This window comes from Mucilaginibacter sp. JRF (genome assembly GCF_015223065.1).
Taxonomy (GTDB): domain Bacteria; phylum Bacteroidota; class Bacteroidia; order Sphingobacteriales; family Sphingobacteriaceae; genus Mucilaginibacter.
Window position 1 is genome coordinate 442,231 of sequence record NZ_JADFBY010000001.1, and the last position, 20,519, is coordinate 462,749.

General features: G+C 43.5%; 15 protein-coding genes and 1 tRNA gene. 4 read left to right on the forward strand and 12 right to left on the reverse strand.

All coding sequences use genetic code 11. The features are described 5' to 3' along the window. Nucleotides 1-21: 21 nt before the first annotated feature. The 4 genes from IM792_RS01790 (at nucleotide 22) to IM792_RS01805 (ending at nucleotide 6,798) form a co-directional block, all read left to right on the forward strand. On the forward strand, nucleotides 22-1,080 hold the full coding sequence (locus tag IM792_RS01790) for a FecR family protein (RefSeq protein WP_194099962.1): 1,059 nt from the start codon (nucleotides 22-24) through the stop codon (nucleotides 1,078-1,080). Between the two features lie 29 nt (nucleotides 1,081-1,109). Next, nucleotides 1,110-4,121: a SusC/RagA family TonB-linked outer membrane protein gene (locus IM792_RS01795; RefSeq protein WP_194099963.1), complete on the forward strand. Its 3,012-nt coding sequence runs from the start codon at nucleotides 1,110-1,112 to the stop codon at nucleotides 4,119-4,121. 14 nt (nucleotides 4,122-4,135) lie between these two features. Next, nucleotides 4,136-5,731 (forward strand): RagB/SusD family nutrient uptake outer membrane protein, encoded by a 1,596-nt coding sequence (locus IM792_RS01800; RefSeq protein ID WP_194099964.1) that lies wholly within the window; start codon nucleotides 4,136-4,138, stop codon nucleotides 5,729-5,731. Nucleotides 5,732-5,820: 89 nt separating this feature from the next. Then, nucleotides 5,821-6,798, forward strand: a complete 978-nt coding sequence (locus IM792_RS01805; protein WP_194099965.1) for a metallophosphoesterase — start codon at nucleotides 5,821-5,823, stop codon at nucleotides 6,796-6,798. Nucleotides 6,799-7,179: 381 nt separating this feature from the next. Here the strand turns inward: IM792_RS01805 and IM792_RS01810 are convergent, their stop codons facing one another. From IM792_RS01810 to IM792_RS01865, 12 genes are all read right to left on the reverse strand, one after another. After that, nucleotides 7,180-7,869, reverse strand: a complete 690-nt coding sequence (locus IM792_RS01810; RefSeq protein ID WP_194099966.1) for a hypothetical protein — start codon at nucleotides 7,867-7,869, stop codon at nucleotides 7,180-7,182. 126 nt (nucleotides 7,870-7,995) lie between these two features. After that, nucleotides 7,996-11,766, reverse strand: a complete 3,771-nt coding sequence (locus IM792_RS01815; protein WP_194099967.1) for a DUF3320 domain-containing protein — start codon at nucleotides 11,764-11,766, stop codon at nucleotides 7,996-7,998. Next, entirely contained in the window at nucleotides 11,685-12,677 is a 993-nt protein-coding gene (locus tag IM792_RS01820) for a DUF4011 domain-containing protein (protein WP_194099968.1), read from the reverse strand. The genes IM792_RS01815 and IM792_RS01820 overlap by 82 nt, the downstream gene beginning before the upstream one ends. 292 nt (nucleotides 12,678-12,969) lie before the next feature. Next, nucleotides 12,970-13,053, reverse strand: a tRNA-Leu gene (locus IM792_RS01825). A 13-nt stretch (nucleotides 13,054-13,066) separates the two neighbouring features. Continuing rightward, complete coding sequence (gene hscB, locus IM792_RS01830; protein ID WP_194099969.1) at nucleotides 13,067-13,591, reverse strand: Fe-S protein assembly co-chaperone HscB; 525 nt, start codon at nucleotides 13,589-13,591, stop codon at nucleotides 13,067-13,069. 10 nt (nucleotides 13,592-13,601) lie between these two features. Beyond that, a complete protein-coding gene (locus IM792_RS01835; RefSeq protein ID WP_194099970.1) occupies nucleotides 13,602-14,159 on the reverse strand; it encodes a CAP domain-containing protein in 558 nt (185 codons plus the stop codon). A gap of 43 nt (nucleotides 14,160-14,202) precedes the next feature. Then, nucleotides 14,203-14,934: a hypothetical protein gene (locus IM792_RS01840; protein WP_194099971.1), complete on the reverse strand. Its 732-nt coding sequence runs from the start codon at nucleotides 14,932-14,934 to the stop codon at nucleotides 14,203-14,205. A gap of 126 nt (nucleotides 14,935-15,060) precedes the next feature. Further along, a complete protein-coding gene (locus IM792_RS01845; protein WP_194099972.1) occupies nucleotides 15,061-15,999 on the reverse strand; it encodes a phosphatase PAP2 family protein in 939 nt (312 codons plus the stop codon). Between the two features lies 1 nt (nucleotide 16,000). Then, nucleotides 16,001-16,621: a sterol desaturase family protein gene (locus tag IM792_RS01850; RefSeq protein WP_194099973.1), complete on the reverse strand. Its 621-nt coding sequence runs from the start codon at nucleotides 16,619-16,621 to the stop codon at nucleotides 16,001-16,003. A gap of 6 nt (nucleotides 16,622-16,627) precedes the next feature. After that, entirely contained in the window at nucleotides 16,628-17,194 is a 567-nt protein-coding gene (locus IM792_RS01855; RefSeq protein ID WP_194099974.1) for a DUF4833 domain-containing protein, read from the reverse strand. 3 nt (nucleotides 17,195-17,197) lie between these two features. Beyond that, nucleotides 17,198-17,932: a CDP-alcohol phosphatidyltransferase family protein gene (locus IM792_RS01860; protein ID WP_194099975.1), complete on the reverse strand. Its 735-nt coding sequence runs from the start codon at nucleotides 17,930-17,932 to the stop codon at nucleotides 17,198-17,200. Nucleotides 17,933-17,950: 18 nt separating this feature from the next. Further along, nucleotides 17,951-20,509 carry a DUF5686 and carboxypeptidase-like regulatory domain-containing protein gene (locus IM792_RS01865; protein WP_194099976.1) on the reverse strand — a complete coding sequence of 853 codons (2,559 nt, stop codon included), beginning with the start codon at nucleotides 20,507-20,509 and terminating at the stop codon, nucleotides 17,951-17,953. Nucleotides 20,510-20,519 lie beyond the last annotated feature (10 nt).

Consider the following 20,519-nt stretch of genomic DNA (forward strand, 5'->3'; position numbering starts at 1 on the left):
CGGCTCCCGTATTGGGAGTATATGCATCCAACGGACGATCAAATAAAACGATACTTTAACAGGCAATGCACAGCCGAAGAAGCTGAGCAGGTTTACCATTACCTCATACAGCACCCGGAGGTTGTTGAGCGCTATTTGAGCTACGACGAATGGCGTGCCTTTACCACCGGCACACATCCTGATGGTAAAAAATCAGCCGATATGCTGGCCGCCATACTGTCAAAAATTGATGCTGAGCCACAAAGACAACCGGTTAAATTATGGCGATACATAAGCATAGCGGCAACAATATGTGTTTTTATCGGGCTGATGGTTTTCCAGCTTACACGTCCTCGGCCGCAGGGCCAACCATATGTAGTTTCAAAAACACATGTTATCAACTGGCAAAATGCTACTAACCATGGCAACCGTGTTCAGCATATTAAACTGGATGATGGATCGGATGTCGCTCTATCGCCCGGATCATCCGTACGATACAAACTTCCCTTTAAAAATAAAACCCGCGATATATACCTTACCGGTGTTGCCCGCTTTAAGGTGGCTAAAGATAAAGCCCGTCCGTTCACCGTATTTTCGGGCGAAGTAGCCACTACTGCCCTGGGTACTGTTTTTACCATCACCGCATGGCCTGCCGAAAAAATAACACGTGTTAAACTGCACTCAGGCAAGGTTAGGGTTACCAATACCGCAAATGGTTTTGAGCCGCAGTACCTGCTGCCCGGCAAGGAGCTGGTGTTTAATAAAACCACCGGCAGTGTAAACCTGCGCCGCTTTACTGAACAAGCCGCTGCTACCAAACCGGCACCGGCTATAGCGGGCACAGTTAAACTTAACGGCGATACCCTGCGCTTTGTTAATCAACCACTGCCCGATGTGTTTAACAAGCTGCAACAACTGTACGGCAACAGCATAGCTATCAAAGCCGATCTGAAAAAGTACCGTTTTACCGGCGACTTTAACATAGCTACCGACTCACTACCCGTAGTGCTTTCAACCATAGGTACACTTAACAAACTACAGGTAATAAAAACCGATAGTACTTACACCATCATACCCATCAAGATCAACAAGAAAAAGTAAACATTCATTACAAGAAAAACCCACTCACTATGCTCAAAAATTACAAATTATGCTTCACGGTCAGTTTGAAAGCAGCCATGCTGTTTTTAGTTGTCCTGCTAAGCTTTACAAGTGCCCGTGCTCAAACCGCGCCCTCGGCAACAGGTATTGTTAAGGATTCAACCGGGGTAGCCCTGCCCGGCGTAACCGTTAACGCGCAAAATACCACTACCGGCACCGCTATTAATGCCGTTACCGATAAGGATGGTATTTTTAACATCAATAACCTGCAAACAGGCGGTAATTATACTTTCACTTTTACCTATGTAGGTTACATTACCAAAACACTATCGGGCTATACAGCTACAGCGGGCAACAAAATATCATTAGCTGTGATACTTAAGGAGGGAGCTACCGCTTTAACACAGGTAGTGGTAACAGGCTACGGTCGCTCAAGTAAAGCTGAGGTAACCGGCGCTATTACCTCGGTACAGGCCGAAGACTTTAACCGTGGTGTGATCAGTTCACCTGCACAGTTACTGCAAGGTAAGGTACCGGGGCTTAACGTTACCCGTAATGGTAATCCTAATGATCAGGGTGCTATTATACTACGTGGTCCCTCAACCCTGCGCGATGGCGCTCAGGAGCCATTTTATGTGATAGATGGCGTACCCGGTGCTTCAATAGCGCTGCTTGCTCCCGAAGATATCATGACGATGGATGTGTTGAAGGATGCATCATCAACGGCTATTTACGGGTCGCGCGCGGCAAATGGTGTAATTATGGTTACCACCCGCAAGGCCAAACCCGGCGAGCCACGTTTAAGCTACAGTGCTTATGCCGGTTTCGAAAAGGTATCGAATCAGATAGATGTGCTTACAGGCGATCAACTACGCCAGTTTTTGGCTGACAATAACCGCAGCCTGAACCCGGTTGATAACAACGAGGGAGCCAATACCGACTGGCAAAAGGAGCTTACCCGTAGCGCTTTCTCGCATAACCATAACCTGTCGTTAAGCGGCAATACGGGTAAAACTGCTTACAACGTGAGCATGAACTACCTTAAAAATCAGGGTATCATTAAAGATTCAGAAATGGAGCGTTTTATATTACGTGCCAATCTCGATCAAAAGTATTTTAATGATCGCCTGCGGTTAAACATCTCGGCAGTGAACAGCATCACCTCAACCAGCGATATACCTGATGAGGTTTATCTGAACATGCTTACCTATTTGCCAACCGTTAATGTAAGGCAGCCCGATGGCAGCTTTAGTGAAAACTTTACCCGTACCCGTGGTTATCTGAACCCGGTATCGTTAGTTGAAAACTCGATACTTGACGGTAAGGCGAAAACCTTTTTAGGCAACGCGCTGGCCGAAGCTAAATTGTTTGATGGCTTAAGGTATACCCTCAGTGTATCGTACCAGGATGAGCAGAATAACAACAATGCTTATTACAACCGTGCATCGGGCTTAGCGCAGGGTTATAATGGTTATGGGTTGCGTAATAGCTATACCAATAACAAAAAGGTAATCGAATCATTTTTTAATTACGATAAAACCTTTGGCGATCATGATCTGAAATTACTGGCAGGCTACTCATGGCAGGAAGATAGAAATAATGATGGCTTCAGTACATCAAACCGTAATTTTATTACTGATGCACTGGGTTATAATAACCTTGGCCTGGGCAATCCGCCGGCAGGCTCAACAGTTGTTTACGATCAGGTTGCTCCGATATCTACTTTGCGCCTGATCTCATTTTACGGCCGTGCGCAGTACAACTATAAGTACAAATACATGTTACAGGCATCTCTGCGCCGCGATGGTTCATCAGCCTTTGGTGTAAATAATCGCTGGGGTTATTTCCCGGCTGTTTCAGCAGGCTGGAACATCAGCAAAGAGAGCTTTATGGAAAACGTAAAGTTTGTTAATGATCTGAAACTGCGTGCAGGTTACGGTAGCTCGGGCAATACCCAGGGTTTTAACGCCTTTACCCGTTTACTGCTTTATCAAACCTCAACCACATCAAGGTTTTATTATAACGGCAACTTTATCAACGCTGTTGGCCCGGTACAAAACCCTAACCCAGATTTAAAATGGGAGCGTACGGATATGACCAATATTGGTGTTGACTTTACCTTATTTAATCACATCCTTACCGGTTCGGTTGATGTGTATGACAAACGCACTTCGGATCTGATATGGAATTACAATGTATCAACCACGCAATATTTTGTAAACACACTTACAGCCAATGCCGGTAAAATAAGCAACAAGGGTATTGAGGTAATGTTATCGGCCAAACCGTTTAACGGTAAAGCTTTTAAGTGGACAACTACACTGAATTTCTCGCATAACAAAAACGAGCTGGTATCACTATCAAACGATGTATTTACCCTGCCATACCTGCAAACAGCTTATTTAGGTGGTAAAGGTCAATCAAGTAATCCATCACAAATAGTGCAGGAGGGTAGCCCGATAGGTTCATTCCTGCTGGCACGCTATGCCGGTAAGGATGAAAACGGTGTATCGCAGTTTTACAAGGCCGATGGCAGCATCAGTAACCAGCCGCCGGTAGTGGCCGATTTTTCGGTGGCCGGCAGTGCGCAGCCTAAGCTGATCTATGGTTGGAACAACAGCTTTATATACAAAAACTTTGATTTCAGTTTCTTTTTACGCGGAGTATACGGCAACAAGGTGTTGAATGCCACATTAGCTAACCTGAACAGCCCGTCGGACGCTACGAATGTTAACATCCCGAAGTTTACGCTGGATGAATCGCCTAATGACAATAATGCCTACATCCTGTCTGACAGGTACCTGGAAAGCGGCTCGTACCTCCGTTTGGATAATGCTACTTTGGGTTACACCCTTAAGTTTAAAACAAAGGCTATCAATAGTCTGCGTTTTTACGCTACAGGTAATAACCTGTTCGTGATCACTAATTACCGAGGCATCGACCCTGAAATTAACATGGGCGGTTTAACTCCGGGTATCGATAACAATAACTTCTATCCTAAAACCAGATCGTTCCTGTTAGGCATGAGTGTAAACTTTTAATCAGTAAAACAAACATGAAAAAGATATATTTATTTACCGCGCTATTAGCCGGTGCTATAACAAGTTGTACCAAGCTGGATACCGATGTTGAATCGCAGCTTACACCTGATAATTTCCCCAATAATCCTGAAAGCTTTATTGCCGCTACCGGGCCTGTTTACACCCAGTTGCGCTCCATATACGCGGTTGAGTACTGGCGTATGCAGGAGCTCTCAACCGATGAGGCCATCATCCCTGCCCGCGATGGTAACTATGATGATGGTGGTCAGTACCGCTTTTTGCACCTGCATACCTGGGGACCCGATCACCCTAACGTGCGCTCAAACTGGGAGTGGGGTTTTGGCGGTATCAACACCTGTAACCGTATCATCAGCCTGTTTGAGGCAACACCTGATAGTGATGATAAGCGCCGCTCGTTAGCCGAAATGAAAGCCATGCGTGCCTTGTTCTATTATTTTATGATGGACTTATATGGTAATGTTCCGCTGATAACCAATTTCCCTGTTACCACTCCTCCGGGCACCGCGCCACGTGCAGATGTATTCGCTTTTATTGAGAAGGATCTGAAAGAAGCCTTGCCAAACCTGAATACCGCCGCGGGTACATTTACCTACGGCCGCCCTACTAAATGGATGGCGTTTGCTTTGTTAGAAAAATTGTACCTGAACGCGCAATACTACACCGGTCAGGCTAAGTTTACCGAAACCGTTGCCATGGCTGATAGTGTTTTGAACGGAGCCAAGAGCATATACTCTTTAGATGCTGATTACATGACCTTGTTTGCATCCACCAATGGTCCGCAAATAAAGGAAACCATTTTTGCCGTGCCTTATGACCCTAACGTAGCCGAAGGTAATCACTTTACACGTTTTGGCTTGCATACGGCATTACAGGCAAAATACAATATCCCTTTTCGCCCGAGTATAGCGTTGAGCACCATAAAAGATTTTTATGATAAATTTAACCTGACCGGCGATGTGCGTAACACAACCTGGCTGGCCGGTAAGCAGTATGAAAACAATGGCTCGCCGGTGATTATCAAATCAACCAAAAAAGGTGTTGATGCCAGCTATATCGGCAGTGATGGTTCGGCAGCGGTTGATTATCATTTAGATTTTACACCCGAAATGCCTTTGGTAAGAGCTGCTACAATGGATGTAGGTAATGATGAGCTGGGCAAAGCCCGTGGTGTACGTTCTATCAAGTTTTACCCTGACCCGAACGCAAATACAAGCACCCGTTACCAGGGTAATGATATGCCGGTGTTAAGGCTGGCCGATGTAATGATGATGAAAGCCGAAGCTATTTTGCGCGGCGCTACCGCTACTACCGTTAACGGAGAATTGCAGACCGCTGATGTTTTAGTGAACAAGATACGTACCCGCGCGCATGCGCCGTTGGTAACCGGCATAACGCTCGATCAATTGCTTGACGAACGTGGCCGCGAGTTTGCATGGGAAGGCTGGCGCCGTAATGACCTGATACGCTTTGGTAAGTTTGAGGGTGCCTGGGGCTTTAAAACAAATACCGATGTAAACAAGCGTATTTACCCTGTGCCAACCAGCGAAAAGGCGCTGAACCCTAACCTGACACAAAACCCGGGTTATTAGGCTTTTGATTTTTATGCGCTGCCCGGCTTAACCGGGCAGCGCTTTTAGCACAGATTTATTTTCATCCAGATTAAAACTTCAAGATATACATGAAACGCAGAGATTTTGTTAAGAATACAGCTTTGTCAGCGTTGGGTGCATCAATTGTAGCACCAATAGCTTCAATGGCTGAACCTTCAGTAACCTATTTAGAAAGTGATGACCTTTCGTCGGTTGCAGGTCCGGATAGCAATGGCTTCCCAATCAATTTTATAGCAATGGGAGATTGGGGGCGTAACGGGGAGTGCCTCCAATTGGAAACCGCTAAACAGATGGGCGACTGGGCACGCGTAAACCCCACCGATTTTGTTTTGGCCCTTGGCGACAACTTTTACCCCAAAGGCGTGGTAAGTGAGCACGATCCACTTTGGCATTATTCGTTCGAGAGCATTTATACAGCACATTCCTTACAGGGCGATTGGTTTGCTATCCTCGGTAATCATGATTATTATGCTGAACCTGATGCGCAGATCCGTTATAGCAAAATAAGCCGTCGCTGGCATATGCCGGCAAGATATTATACCAAGGAGGTATCTTTGGGTGAGGGTAAAGGCAAGGTGCTTTTTGTGATGATAGACAGTCAGGCCATCGTTCAAAATTATGAGGATCAGCATCCTGAAAAACAACTCGCCTGGATAGATCAAACACTAAAACAGGCTTCGGCCGAAGTGAAATGGAAGATCGTGGTTGGTCATCATCCATCATATACCGTAGGGCCCCGTATTAGCAACTACGATACATTGGCAATTCGCAAGGCACTTAACCCTATTTTAGAAAAACACAAAGTTGATGTGTATCTATCGGGCCATGAACATTCTATGCAGCATCTCAAACCCAAAGGGTATACACATCAATTTATATCCGGCGCAGGATCTGAACTTACTCATGTTACAGCGGGTATCGATTACAGCCGTTTCCAGGCCTCAGAAAACGGTTTTATGTATTTTTCAATAGACGAAAAAAAGCTGAATGTGAAAGCGGTAAGCGTTACCGATAAAGTGCTGTACTCAACTCAACTGACTAAGTAATCTTTTGGGGGATCAGGCGCATCTGATTACCTCATCAAATCATTTAGTTTTGATATACTCAACGTAAAGATCAAAAACCTGCTGTTACTGAATGCAACGTTTAAAAATACCTATTCAAAGCAAATAAAGGTTACCTCTCCTGATGTTGAAATAGCCTCAAGCGACGAGAAATTTTTAAAGAACATCGCCATCTACATTGAACAAAATCTCAACAACCCGAAGTTTTCTGTTGAGGATATGAGTAAGTATTTTGGCATGAGCCGGGGCGCCTTGTACATTAAGATATTAGGAATAACAGGTGAATCTCCGGTAGAGTTTATTGGAGAGTATGATATTAGCCGTCAGAATGAAGAAATGCGATCTGTTTAAAAGAGCTAATGGTTAATTTAAGGTAACGGATGCAATATCAGGCACGCCGGCTTGTTGTGCTGTTTTTAATAACTGTTGTTTTTGAAGGGATGAAACCTTGCCGGTGTTTTTAATGATTTGAGCAAGCATACTATTGTTGTACATAAAGCTCAATATCCAGTCGCGCTTGTCTTCATCAGATAGTTTGGCAAGCTGGGCTTTGATGGATGATTTGTCTATATTGTCACGTATGGCGTTGCGCAGTGCTACAACCTTCTGCCTACTGGCTTTTTTTTCATGATACATTTCCCAATTCCAGGCTATACCTATTGCCATAATATCTGATATATAAGTATCCTTTAAACCAACCTCCTGTGCACGTGTAGCAAAATGGTACATTGTACGGGCACTGGTCAAAAAGCTTCTGAGTTTTCCCTTGTCGGTATTTTTATCGTTCTGTAATACCTGGTTAAATACTTTTTGTTCAAAACCACGGTAATGACTAAACCCAAGATATATATAATCTGCATTGTTAGCCTTGGGCGAGGTTTTATTGCCTTTGGTTGCTGCAAACGCATTACTCATTACGCTTTGGCTCAGCGCTGTGTATCCATGCCCCATACCCAGGCTTAGGCTTGCTGAGCCATCGTACTGAGCCATCACTCGGGTGTTTAATACTGATGCAGTTAATAACAATAAAAAAGCTTTCAAAGAATTCCTCATAACATAGAATAATAGTTAATAAGCAACTCCCGGAAAGCCGTATTTGTTTGATTAAAAGGAAATTCAGGATGGCTGTGACAGCATCACTACCAAAATTTTAAGGTTCAATATTATAACAAAAATTAATTAAGCTAATTTTAGGTAACCGTTATCTCTTTTAATGATCCCATGGTTCTCAGCAATTCGTATAGGCTCAAGCAACAGTTGTTTCATATCTTCTGTCACCCTGCTAAACCCAAACAGTTTAGCAACCAGATTTGCGGCAGCTTCGTCGGTAATGGCGATTGCCTCAGATACAACTTGCTTGATCGCCAAATGAAGCTCTTCAGGTGCTATGATCTGTAATCTTCTTGAAGAGGCCGGTAGTTGACTGCGATCACGAACCACAGGTTCTTCCATTTCATTATGCCAAAGAAACTCACCTTTTATCTTGATCAAGCCATTCTGCTCGCTAAAATTGCAGGCTTGTGTGAGTGTATATTTTATACGCGATCCTACTTTTGATATACCGGCCGCTTCAACCATTCGCCGGGCCATTTCATCAAAATGCACAGGACTTTCAACTTTCACTACTTCGGTGATCCACGCAGCTAAATTACCGAACGAGTGTAAATGCATTTCTTGATAGCCAATGGCAGCTGGCAGGGTTGCTTGCTGATAGTAAATAATCTTTGTACTTATTTCCTCAATCTGTTCACGTTCTAAAAGACGTTGTTCTTCTTCGTAGACTTTTGTTTCCTGATCAACGCTGGCCGTTACAGCTTTAGCTTGTTCAATAGCTTCAATCAGGCGTTTTAGTTCACGATCGGGATTTCTGTACCAATCCGTACTCCAAACACGATAGATGCTCCAGCCAAACATTTCCAGCACCTGTTCCCGCAATCGGTTACGGTCTGTAGCTGATCGGGCTTTGGAGTAATTCTGCCCGTCACATTCAATTCCAATAATATAACGCCCGGGATTATGTTCGTCAACAATAGCAAGGTCAAGATAAAAGCCGGCTGATCCGATCTTACTTCTCACAATATAGCCCAAAGCCGCCAACTGGTTTGCTACTTCATCTTCAAAAGGCCTTATTTCTGTTACTATCGGCTCGCTGTTCTGCTCAAATTTTGCATACTGCGCGAAATACAAGAAACTTTTTAAAGCGCGAATACCAAATTTCGCATTTTCTGCAACCCGTATATCTGCCGAAGTAATATTGGTAAATACCTCACAACGCATCTTTGCCCTCGTTATCAGTACGTTTAAACGGCGTTCGCCACCCTCATTGTTCAAAGGGCCAAAACTCATGGGTACCGTGCCGTTGTCTATTCGCCCGTAGCCGATACTTATATAAATCACATCACGCTCATCGCCCTGAACGTTCTCGAGATTTTTTATGAAGAACGGCTCGTGTGGATGACTTTTAAAAAATGTTTCTACTTCGGGATGCTGGCGGCGTTGCAATTCTAATGTTGCTTGTATGGCCTGCATTTGCGAAGTACTGAATGCCACAACGCCTAAACTTAGCTCAGGAAATTGCTTGGCATGGGCAATAACCGCTTGAGCAACTTTCTCTGCTTCTACCGGGTTAGTACGTGTTTTGCCACGATCGTACACGGAGTCTGCAAGGTGATGAAAACGTAATCCAAGGCTTTGGCGTGAACCCGGACTTGGGAATATCACTAATTTGTTCTCATAAAACTCATGGTTTGATAAAGTGATAAGTGATTCATGGCGACTGCGATAATGCCATTTCAACATACTGCTCGGTGCGCCTTGCCCGTCGCACATGCCAAGAATGCTCTGCATGTCAGCTGTTTGATTGTCTTCGTCTTCCATGTCAGTATTCAGCTTGTCAAAAAAGCTGGTTGGCGGTAGTTGTTTGGTATCGCCAACAACCACCAATTGCTTCCCGCGCATAATAGCACCTAACGCATCAACAGGCCGCACCTGGCTTGCCTCGTCAAAAATGATAAGATCAAACTGTATATTTCCCGGCGGAAGAAAATTAGCGATTGACATCGGGCTCATCATCCACACCGGCTTAATGGCCTGCATAGCAGCCCCTGCTTCTTCAACCAACTTTCGTATAGCCATGTGGCGGGCGCGTTTGTTAAATTCAGTCCTCAAAACGTTTACCTGGCCGCCGGCATGTTGTTTTGGTATATTCTCCCAATGTTTTAATGCAACGCGTGCGCGGTTATAAACTAAATTAAGTTGGTCAAGCCGTTTAAACTGATCGATAACGTTTTCATGGCTAACTCGTTCAAATTGTGTTAGCGCAGGGTTCAGTTTGAAAGCCTGCTCGATCAGATATTCATACCACGTCTTCAATAAAGAGGTTTTTAACCACTGCGGGGCAAACTCCCAACTGGTTGACACATCAACCAAAAAATCAAACCCGGCATGGCTTGCTGCCTGAGCAAGATTATTCCAATCAATAACCAATTGAAGCTCCGCAAATCTTTCGGCACGTTTTAACCAGAATGCCGACTGTGCACGGAATGTCATTGCAGCTATTTCTGATTGCTTTACGCCCCTCAACTCATTGATTTTTAGCGTGGCAAATGTTGCTTGCCGTTGTGATCCTATATTGCTTTCATGTTGCTTAAGTTCACTCAAAAAATCAGCAGCAAGGGTGGCAGCATCATTGTGTTTTAAAAATTCAAATAACTGACGGCTAACCCGGGTTTCAGCAAACTGCTGATGCACGTCGGCAAGATATTCAGTCGCACGACTTAACGACGTCCATTCCGATCTTTGTTTTAACCAACGTTTACCAAATAGGGATGCCGCTAATGGTTCTAATGCAGCCATCTCATTTTCCATACGCCTGGCCTCAGAGATCGTATCAACTATCTTTAATCTTTCAGAAATTTCATCTGGCAGACCAACTTTTAAAAATGATGCCAGCCGCTGGTTCGCCTTACGATAACTTCCTATCAGAAACTTATACCATTTGTTACCGTGCGCTACCAAATTCTGACGGATGTCAAGAATATCCTGTGACCAAGCCTCCGGCATAAGCTTGTCTTTATAATCTTTGTAGAGCAGGTCAAGTGTTTGCCCTACGTCTATTAACTCACGAATATCCTGTTTCTTTAGTAACCATACATCACTAACAATATCAAGGCCCGCAAGGTTAGGAGCTTTGGATGCTACTTCTAATTCACTAATTAAGAAGTTCAATGAGTTACCGTCGTCGGCAAGTCCAAGGCCGGTAGATGTTTGTATTCTTTCTGATAATTCACGTAAAGCTGTAACCGCCTGACCAGCCTGCCGTACTTGCTCCAGAACCGGACCTTTTTCGTGCGGTAATAAAACGGTAATTTCACTTCCCCAAAATAATAGATTTTGAGGAGTGCCTATATCTCTGAGCCTGGCTTGAAGACGATCACATATCGCTAATGCCTCGCGGGTTTTATCAGCGTTCCAATGGTCAATATCAGGAAGGGGGATTTTTAGTAAGTGCTGCTGACCGATCTCTTTATCAATTTGTAGTAAATATCCTATAACTTGGTTAGCACTCAAACCGCTACCGGCGATACCCGTGTTCACTGCATTGCAATAACTGTTTAATTCATTGCGGGAAACAGCCAGTTGCTGAACTTCTTGCTCTAACTGGTTAACGGAGGGTCTTCCAAGTTCCATAACCCGTTTCAGTTCCTCCAATAGGTCACGTTTATTAGCTTTATGGCTATGTAGCTCTAAACAAGCTTCTCCAAGCTGAACAGAGTCCAATCTGCGCTTAACAACTTCCAGCGCCGCCATTTTCTCAGCAACAAACAAAACCTTTTTACCTTGGCCAATGGCATCAGCTATAATATTAGTTATGGTTTGTGATTTCCCTGTGCCTGGCGGGCCTTGTATAACCAGATCATGCCCTTCATTAACTGCCAGGATGGCCTGCATCTGTGAGCTATCAGCATCAACAACTTTAAATAACGCATTTGCGTTTGTTTCTTCGTCGAGGTCTTTGTTGTCTTCAGCATCAGGTTGATAGTCTGATTGAAACCCGGTTTCAATAATGCTAATATGTTTTCATGTGATCCTGGCTGGTGGGCATCTGGCCATTTAGCAACATCAAGATCATTATAGATCATGAATTTACCGAAAGAGAAAAAGCCGAGTTCAATTTCATCATGCTCAACAGACCATAGTTCTTCTTTGGCAATATGATCTTCTATCAACCTAAAGTACGAGTTAACATTCATCTCCTCCGAATCTGGCATATCCGGAATTGATATATTAAAATCAGCCTTCATTTTGGCCTGCAATGATAAATTTGCACCGATCTCGCTTCCTGTATATTTTAAACGGAAACGTTCTTGCGCGCTTGAACGTTCAAGCTCCACCGGAATAAGCAGGAGTGGTGCACAGCGCGACGTTTCTGTATTGCCTTGCTCATACCATTTGAGCATACCGAGAGCCAGATAAAGTATATTAACACCTTGCTCTTCAATGCTGGTGCGCGCAAAATAATAGGTATTTAGTAGTCTTGTTTGTAATTTCTGCTCTGTTTCGCTCGTTTGTAATTTGGTGTCCTGATAAGATTCTTCCGTTGGCTGAGCCAACTCGGGCACTTCGGTGTCATCTTCCACAACTTCTTGATTAATTTTGCTGCCTTTCTTTTCCGGTATACCCAAAAAAGTCATGGCCTTATTCTGCCTGGCAAGAATATCGAAGATGAATTCAGATTTTTCCTGGACTATTTTAAGTCCTTTTCCTTTGGGGGTTTTATAGTTGAGCAAAGGGTTTCTCAGACCAAGATCCAGTAATTCCTTACGTGAAGCTTCCAGCTTCGCTTTTATAGATTCAAGCATTTTTGTAACAAGGTTAAATAGTTCCGTCGACTGTTCGGCCAAATTAACCGATTAACAGGATTAAAACAAATGAGTTAATTTAACTTTTCAGGGAATATAAATTACAGTATTTGTAATCTTCAGTATAGGTCGGAATCCTCGCTACTTAATGCAATATCATCATAACCATAACCCATAGGTGCAATGTTTTGAACAATACTTGGGTATCTTAAATCGACGATTTTGATAAAAAAACAAGGGACTTTGAAGTGTTCAAAGTCCCTCTTTACCCTTAATGGGTGATTTTGAGCTGTACCCAGAGCCGGGGTCGAACCGGCACGGCCTTGCAGCCATTGGTGTTTGAGACCAACGCGTCTACCGATTCCGCCATCTGGGCAACTATTGTTCTTTCAGAACCGGGCTGCAAATGTATCTAAACTCTCCTTAATACGCAACAGATATTTTTGTTTATAGTAAATATTTAGAATTTCGTTCAGTCTGCTTTCTTTCGCGGTATCGTCAAGGGTAGGGTAGTCGGTAGTTAGTTTGCTCAGTTGCTCATTTATATCGCCCTCAAATGCAAGTACTTCGGCGGTTATGTCGCGTAGCTGGTCAGCATCGTCAACTTCCATCAGGCGTTCGTTAATATCCATCATCTCCATTAAAAAATCTCCCGGGAGTTGTGGTTTTGCACCTTCCTGGAGCAGATCATGGCTGCGTAAAACGTATTCAAGGCGCTTTGCAGGGTCAGCTAAGGTTTGGTAAGCCTTATTATTCAGGGTTGATAGCTCCAATATTTCCTGCTGTTTTTCATCATCCTCGGTAGCATAAAAATCAGGATGATATTGTTTGCTTAGCTGATAGAATTGCTTTTTCAGCGCAGCCTCATCCAGGTGGAACGATTCGGGTATGTTGTAAAATTCAAAGTAGTTCATCGCTGTAAAATTACCCTCTTTTCTGTATAATGCGTGCACCCTTCTTTATCATTTGCTGTTGTTGCGGTGTAAAACTTTCTCGGCCGCCAAAATCCTGCACCCAATACATATTCTTTTCGGCAACGCCAACTTCTTTCAGATCGGGGTTCATCAGGTTTTTGCAGTGGCCGGGGCTTTTAAACCAACCGTTCTGCACTTCTTCAATGCTGCGCTGGCCGTAGGCAATATTCTCGGCAATGGCAAAGCTTCTGTAGCCTTTGTAAGTATAACCTGCATTCATTATCCTATCCTGAATATGTCGCCCGTCGCGGCTTTCGTGACTAAAGTATTTCTTGCGGGCCATATCCTTGGCGTGGTCTTCGGCGGCATCCTCCAGCTGATCGTTCCAAACAAGGGGCGGGGCAGGGGCCATGCGTTGGGTGCCGCAATTACAACCCTTACGGCGTATAGCGTTTATGCGTTCTAAAAACTCCTCTTTAAAATCATCGTCGGCTGTTGTGCCGGTCATTCTGGTTAGCATCAGGCCGAGCGCCATTAATGCGGCGCCTTTCAAAATCATTATCTTCATACCGTTAAGTATGACCGTAAACGCCAAAACAGGTTTAAGCGTGTTATATAACCGCTAATTTTTTAACCGGGGTAACTTTAACCGGTTTGTTTTCGGTAGATGCAGGGCTCAGTGTGATAGTACTGTCTGATGAAGCGATCAGCGGCGTAGTAGCAAGCTTTACACGCTGTTGTTTGCTCTTTTTAGTTTTGGCAGATGCCAGCATAGGCGCGCCTTTACGTTTAAGCTTCTTATTAAGCTTAGCATAATCCTTTTTGATGGATGTCTTAGCTGTAGTCGATTTCTCCTGTTCAGACCAATACAAGGCCTCTTTCAAATCCTTTTCGGCAAGTTTATATTCTTTGATGTCGGTTTTAATCGCTGCTAATTGTTGTAATGATGCGATAATGTTCGGCACATCATTTTTGATCCTCGACAAATTGTTTGATTGCAAGGCATACCATTTGGCCTGGCTATATTTTTTTTGCTTGTAAAACAGATTGGTAAGCTTATCAAAGCTAATGCGCATGCCGGTGGTGTCGCCAATACCAGAATACAGATGCAATGCCTGGAAGCAGTTGATCTGCGCCTCGTTTTGATACATCGATTTCTTTAACGGATTGCTAACGGTATCATATCGCATATAAAAGTTAACCAGCTTTATATGGAGTGGTGCACGTAACGAGTCGATAGTGGTATTTTTAAGTTGTTTCCTCAAACTATCAAGTTCATCGGCATGAACAAGTTGCGAGGCAAAAACAATAGCAAGGGTAAAAATTGTGAATAGTTTTTTCATCAGCTAACGCGGTATGCTGAATGCTATTCAAATGCTGTGCCTTTTGTATAAACCTGTATTATCAGGCGAAAACAGGCATTACTATCAATATTGATAGTAGCTTATTTGGTACAGTTTGTAGCTAAATTACTTAATGGTTTGCTCGTACCTGTCTAAAAACCGGCGAAGAAAACCAATACGCGAAAACGACCATTCAAACAAACTGATACCCAACGCGGCGGTAACAATGCCAAAGGTAACATCAAGCACATAATGGTGACTGGTGTAAACGGCGGCAAACCAAATACCCACCATAACCGTAGCGAAGAATATATTGATAAGCCCCAGTTTATTTTTAAGGCCAAAATAAAGCACTATAAGCGGATAGGCCGAATGCAGTGATGGCATGGCAGCAAACACGTTCGATCCTTTGGCGTAGATGGTTTTAAATATGTTTACGTCAAAGTATTGGTCAAAGCGAGCCAGGCCAGCCGTATTACCCGGGGTGGTTTGCACAAAGTTGAACCCATAAAAGTGTACATACCAGGGCGGTGCCGCAGGATAGGTATAGTAAACTATAAAACCAAGAAAGTTCACTAAAAAGAATGTCAGCAAAAAGCTGATGAATTGCCTGCGGTTGATAAAGAACAGGTACACGGCAAAAGCCATAGGTACCGGTATCCAGCACAAATAAAATATGCCTGAGATGATGTTCAGAAAGGTTACGTTATGTATCCACAGATACTCGTTAGGGGTAAGTATCTTACCGCCTGAATGTATACCGAATAAACTCTTTTCAAATTTGTACAGTCCCGAGATATGAACGTTGGTATAGGCATAGTTCGGGAAAGCCTTCATGTAATCGTAAATTATCCAGTATACAATGAATATGGAAAAGCCTACTATGAACTTACGGCTTAGTGGTGTGGCATAAAAAAACAGGTTGTACAAGAACACCAGCACTAACTGATCGCTCTTAAAACCCAACAGCAGCCACGAAATTATAAGATACGCAATGGATAACAGCGAAACAGTTATTACCGATTTTGGGGTGATCGGAAAAACTGCGCCGGCAGCTTTGGTCATGTTACTTCTTTAAAAAATCTGAACGGAATATTTTGTCCCACAGCGGAGAACTTACACCATAACCCTTTGATGGGTCCTGATAATGGTGCAGCATGTGGTGTTGTTTTATTTTTTTCCAGAAACTGCCTTTAAAGTTAAAGTGATGTATGGCGTAGTGCGAAATATCGTACATCAAATAACCCAATATAAAGCCGGAGAACAATCCGTTTACATACAGCGCAGGGAAAACCAGTTTAAACAAAAAGTAAAAACCTGTAGCCAATGGAATACTTGCCGATGGCGGCATTACCAGGCGCTTGGCATCGCTCGGGTAATCGTGATGCACACCATGAAATATAAAGTGCAGCCTTAGCGCCCATTTAGCCTTTGGTACAAAATGGAACACAAAGCGGTGCATAATGTATTCAATAAACGTCCATACAAACAAACCACCTATAAATAAACCGAAAAAGTTGATAAATGGTTGTTCGTCAACAAATAACGAGTAATATGTGCAAACACCTATAACCGGCAAAAATATAATGACAGGTACGTAAAAGCTTACTTTTGATAAGCTCTCCAGAATATCGTTCTTGAACATTCTTACCGATTCCGGTGAATTTGATATAAAGTTCCTCTTCATGGCCTTTCAGGGTTTTAAACGTTCTGCAATTACTTTACCGGTAACTATATCAGTGCCTTTAAGTTCCATGTATTTTACATTGGGCGACCATACGGCCCCTCCATCAATACGAACAAAAATGCGATTAAGTATTGCCTGCTTGTTTAAAATGGTTACGAAGATATGATATTTTCCGTCAGTTCCCTTCATCAGCGTGAGCGGAATTTTTTTGTATGACAATATTCTGATATCATATTTTTCATCGTCGAGCTGTTTGGCGTCTACTCCAAATGCGAATTTACGCTGTATCATGCTCAGTTCAACACATTGCTGCTGCTTGGCATAAAGCTTCCAATAGGGGTGCACAGGGTCATCGGTATCCAGTGTGCCGTCCTTGTTCCAGTTAAGCTCGTAAATTATGGTATTGGTATTGGGGTCGCGCTGTAGGTAAAACAGCATTTCAATGCCTGTTGGGGTAGGCAGTTCGGCTACCTTAAGCGTATCGGCAGTGGTGGTGCAAAGCTTGTTTACCTTGCTGCTTTTGGCAAGCATTACATACATCCCCAAAAGCAACAAGGTAAACAGTATACGCATATTTTATTGCTGGTCTTTTTCCTCAAGGGCCTTTTTGGCTTCGCGAAGCCTGTTAAAAGCCGTTATGTTGGTTAATACAGCTAATATAGTAATTGGCAATGTAAAAAACGACATGGTTTCAAACACATGATATTTAATGCCAGGTACATACAATTTATAATCGCCGCCAATGTAGTTTGACATTACGCCGCACAAAATAGCGCACAGGCCAATGGTTACCACACGCTCCGGGCGTTGCATCAGGCCGCCTTTGCACTCAACACCCAAACCTTCGGCACGGGCGCGTACGTAACTTACCATCATGGAGCCAATCAGGGCTATGAAGGCGAATATCGAACTGAAAAAATAGTGATGCGCTACCAAATAATAGCATATACCTAAAAACATGATGAGCTCGCTATAGCGGTCAAGCACCGAATCGTACAGGGCACCAAAGGTTGATTTCATGTTGCCCAGACGTGCTACCTGCCCGTCGAGCATATCAAAAAGGCCCGCGAATAATATGAGGCCGCCTGCCCAGCCTACGTAGTTTAAGTTGATGCGTGCACCGGTTTCGGCGCCGGCAATAAATATTACGGCCACACCAATGTTAAGTATAAAGCCTATTGAGGTTACCGCGTTTGGGGTAAGCCCAAGTTTAATAAGCACCTTTACAAAAGGATCTATCACTTTATATATGCCCAGTTGTAAACTGGTGCGCAGGTTAGGTGATGTTGTTGCGGTAGTGGTTTGTTCCATTTACTTTTTTACTGTCAATTAAAAATCGAATGTTATCCTTGTTCTAAGGCCCCATTCGGATACATTTGGGTTATCGAGATAGTTAAATCTCCTCACTAAATCCAAGCGTATAAATTTAAAAATATTTTCAATACCAACACTCCCTTCAATGTAAGGTTTACTTCCCAATGAATAAGTGATGGGTTTTCCGGACTCATCAACCGGGAATTGATACAGATCAGGATGCCGTGACGGATCATTTTCACTACGTAAACCGCCGTATAATGCCTTGAACGATACCACCTCGCGCCACTTCAGTTTTTTGAATAACGGCAGCTTGTTAAAAAAGAAGCCATAAAAATGCTGATCGATGCTAATAGCTTGATAATCATCGCTCACAAATTCCAAAAAGTTCATCAGGTTATACGAGTCAACATCATAAGCATAGGTTTGGTTTGCCCTGTGAATGTTGAGCAGTGGGTAAGGTACCTTACCAAATATATGCCCGGCCTCAAGCGATACATCGGCGTAGCCAAATACCGAAAGGTAGAAGTGCTTATCTACACGGCCCAACAATTTATCATACCCGTACTGTCCGCCAAACAGACCTTTTACCCCTTTGGTGTAGTACAAGTTAAAAATAGGGTACCTGCTGATGATAGGTGTACGGAACATTTTGCCCTGGTAAAACTGCTCGTAAGGGGCGTAACGCAGGTTGAGTGATAACTCGCTGGTGGTTAAATAACGGTCGCTGATGAGCGAGCCATTAACAAGCCTGTTAAAATACAGCGAACCCGCAGGCTCCTGCGTCCACTTGGTAAAGTTAAATTTGTACGAAAAATGGTTCTCGAATTCCCTTACATAATCAAACCGATAAAAATCGTTATACAGATACTTATCATTATTGCCACGCTTAAAGGATAGCAAAAAGTTATCCTCACGCACAAAATCAAGATTAAGCCCCGGTATCTTGGTATCGCGCTGAAAGCTGGCCCTTACATAGTGCTGCGGGAATTTGTAGATAGATTTGGCGTTGAGCGAGTAGGTACTGCTCAAAAAGTATTTCCAGCGTTCATCCTTAAAACCGTAAGCGGCGTATGTTTCAAAGAAAATGCGGTTACTAAAATCGTAAGTGGTACGCCCTCCAAACCTCAGCCTGAAACCTTCAACAGGGTTAAAGCTGTAAAATGAGTTTGCCGGGCCAACCTCAAACTTGCCAAAACCTTTGTAACCGAACACCAATAACGATAATATATCGGCCGTGCGGCGGTATGATGGCATACGGCTGAGGCTGTCGATGTTTGTGTATACCTTTGATTCAGCTCCGCTCAGCGTATCCAGGCGGTTCTCTCTCCAAAATTGCTCATTACGCTCCTTAGCTTCATCCATATATACCACAGCCTCACCGGCATAAGCAGCCTCGGGGCGGGGGGTGTTGATGAAGAATTTATCCATGGTAAGCGTACGTATGCCGAACAAGCCGCCTGCTTTATCCTTATTCAAACCAAAATCGGCCAGGGTAGTACTCTTGCTCAGGTGGTATCGGCCATCGGTGTTTTTGGCAAACTCCAGGTCAACCTCCATGCTTTTTACAAAGTTTAGGTTGATGTTGCGGTTAGCCTTTAATATCACTTTTTGCACCGCGTAATTACCATCAAGCGTAACGTACATCATGCCTTCAAAAAGCATGTCGGCTGTGTTGCGGGGGGTAAAGCTTAGTTCAACAAGCTTTTCGTTAGTGTTGGTAGTAACTGTATCAGTTATAAAAAATTTATAAAAGTTGGGCGATACACCGGCAATAGGGCTAAGCCACTGGTTGGTGAGCAACATTACGTTGTTATCGTAAATATTAATCTCCGAGTACATGTGCTTAAAGTAAGCGCCAATGCCCTCGCTATCTACAAACGGACCGAAGTTTACGCTCTTTTCGCCCAAAATAACAGTGCGTTTCTTCTCCGGGTCTTTACGGTAAAAGGTATGCGATACCTTTTCATTCAAAAAGAAAGGCAGCAGGTTTTTGCCGGGGATGGTGGTACTGTCCCGGTTATCTATCAGGAACTTATATTTTTTGAAGAACTTTTTATCAGCCAGTTTATTAGATACGTTGAGGAACGAGAACTGCATCTTATCGTACGTGCGAAACTCCATGTACTGATAGCTGGTAGGCTGGTTCTTGTCCTTATTCTCGATCACCTTGCGAATAAGTTCAACCGCGGGATTATCCTTATTGCTGTACTTTTTCTTTTTCTGGCTTTTAACAATAACCTCGTTAAGCGATTGCGATTCGGACGCCAAACGGATGGTGACATTTTGTTCAGCACCCGGTTTTATGGCATAGGTTATGGTTTTATAACCCACAAATGATACCTGCAAATTGCTTTGCGCCCTTACCGATTGCAGAAAGAACTTACCCTCGCTATTTGTAGTTGTGCCCAATGTAGTACCGGCAAATGATACTGATACATAGGGCAAAGGCTTTTTGTTAGCAGCATCCACAACAGTGCCATTCACCACAGTTATTTGGGCAAACAGTAAAGCGGAGTTGAAAAGAAGTAGGGTAAGTAGAAGTAATGTTTTTAGTGGTGTGTTTATATTCATTTATGTATTA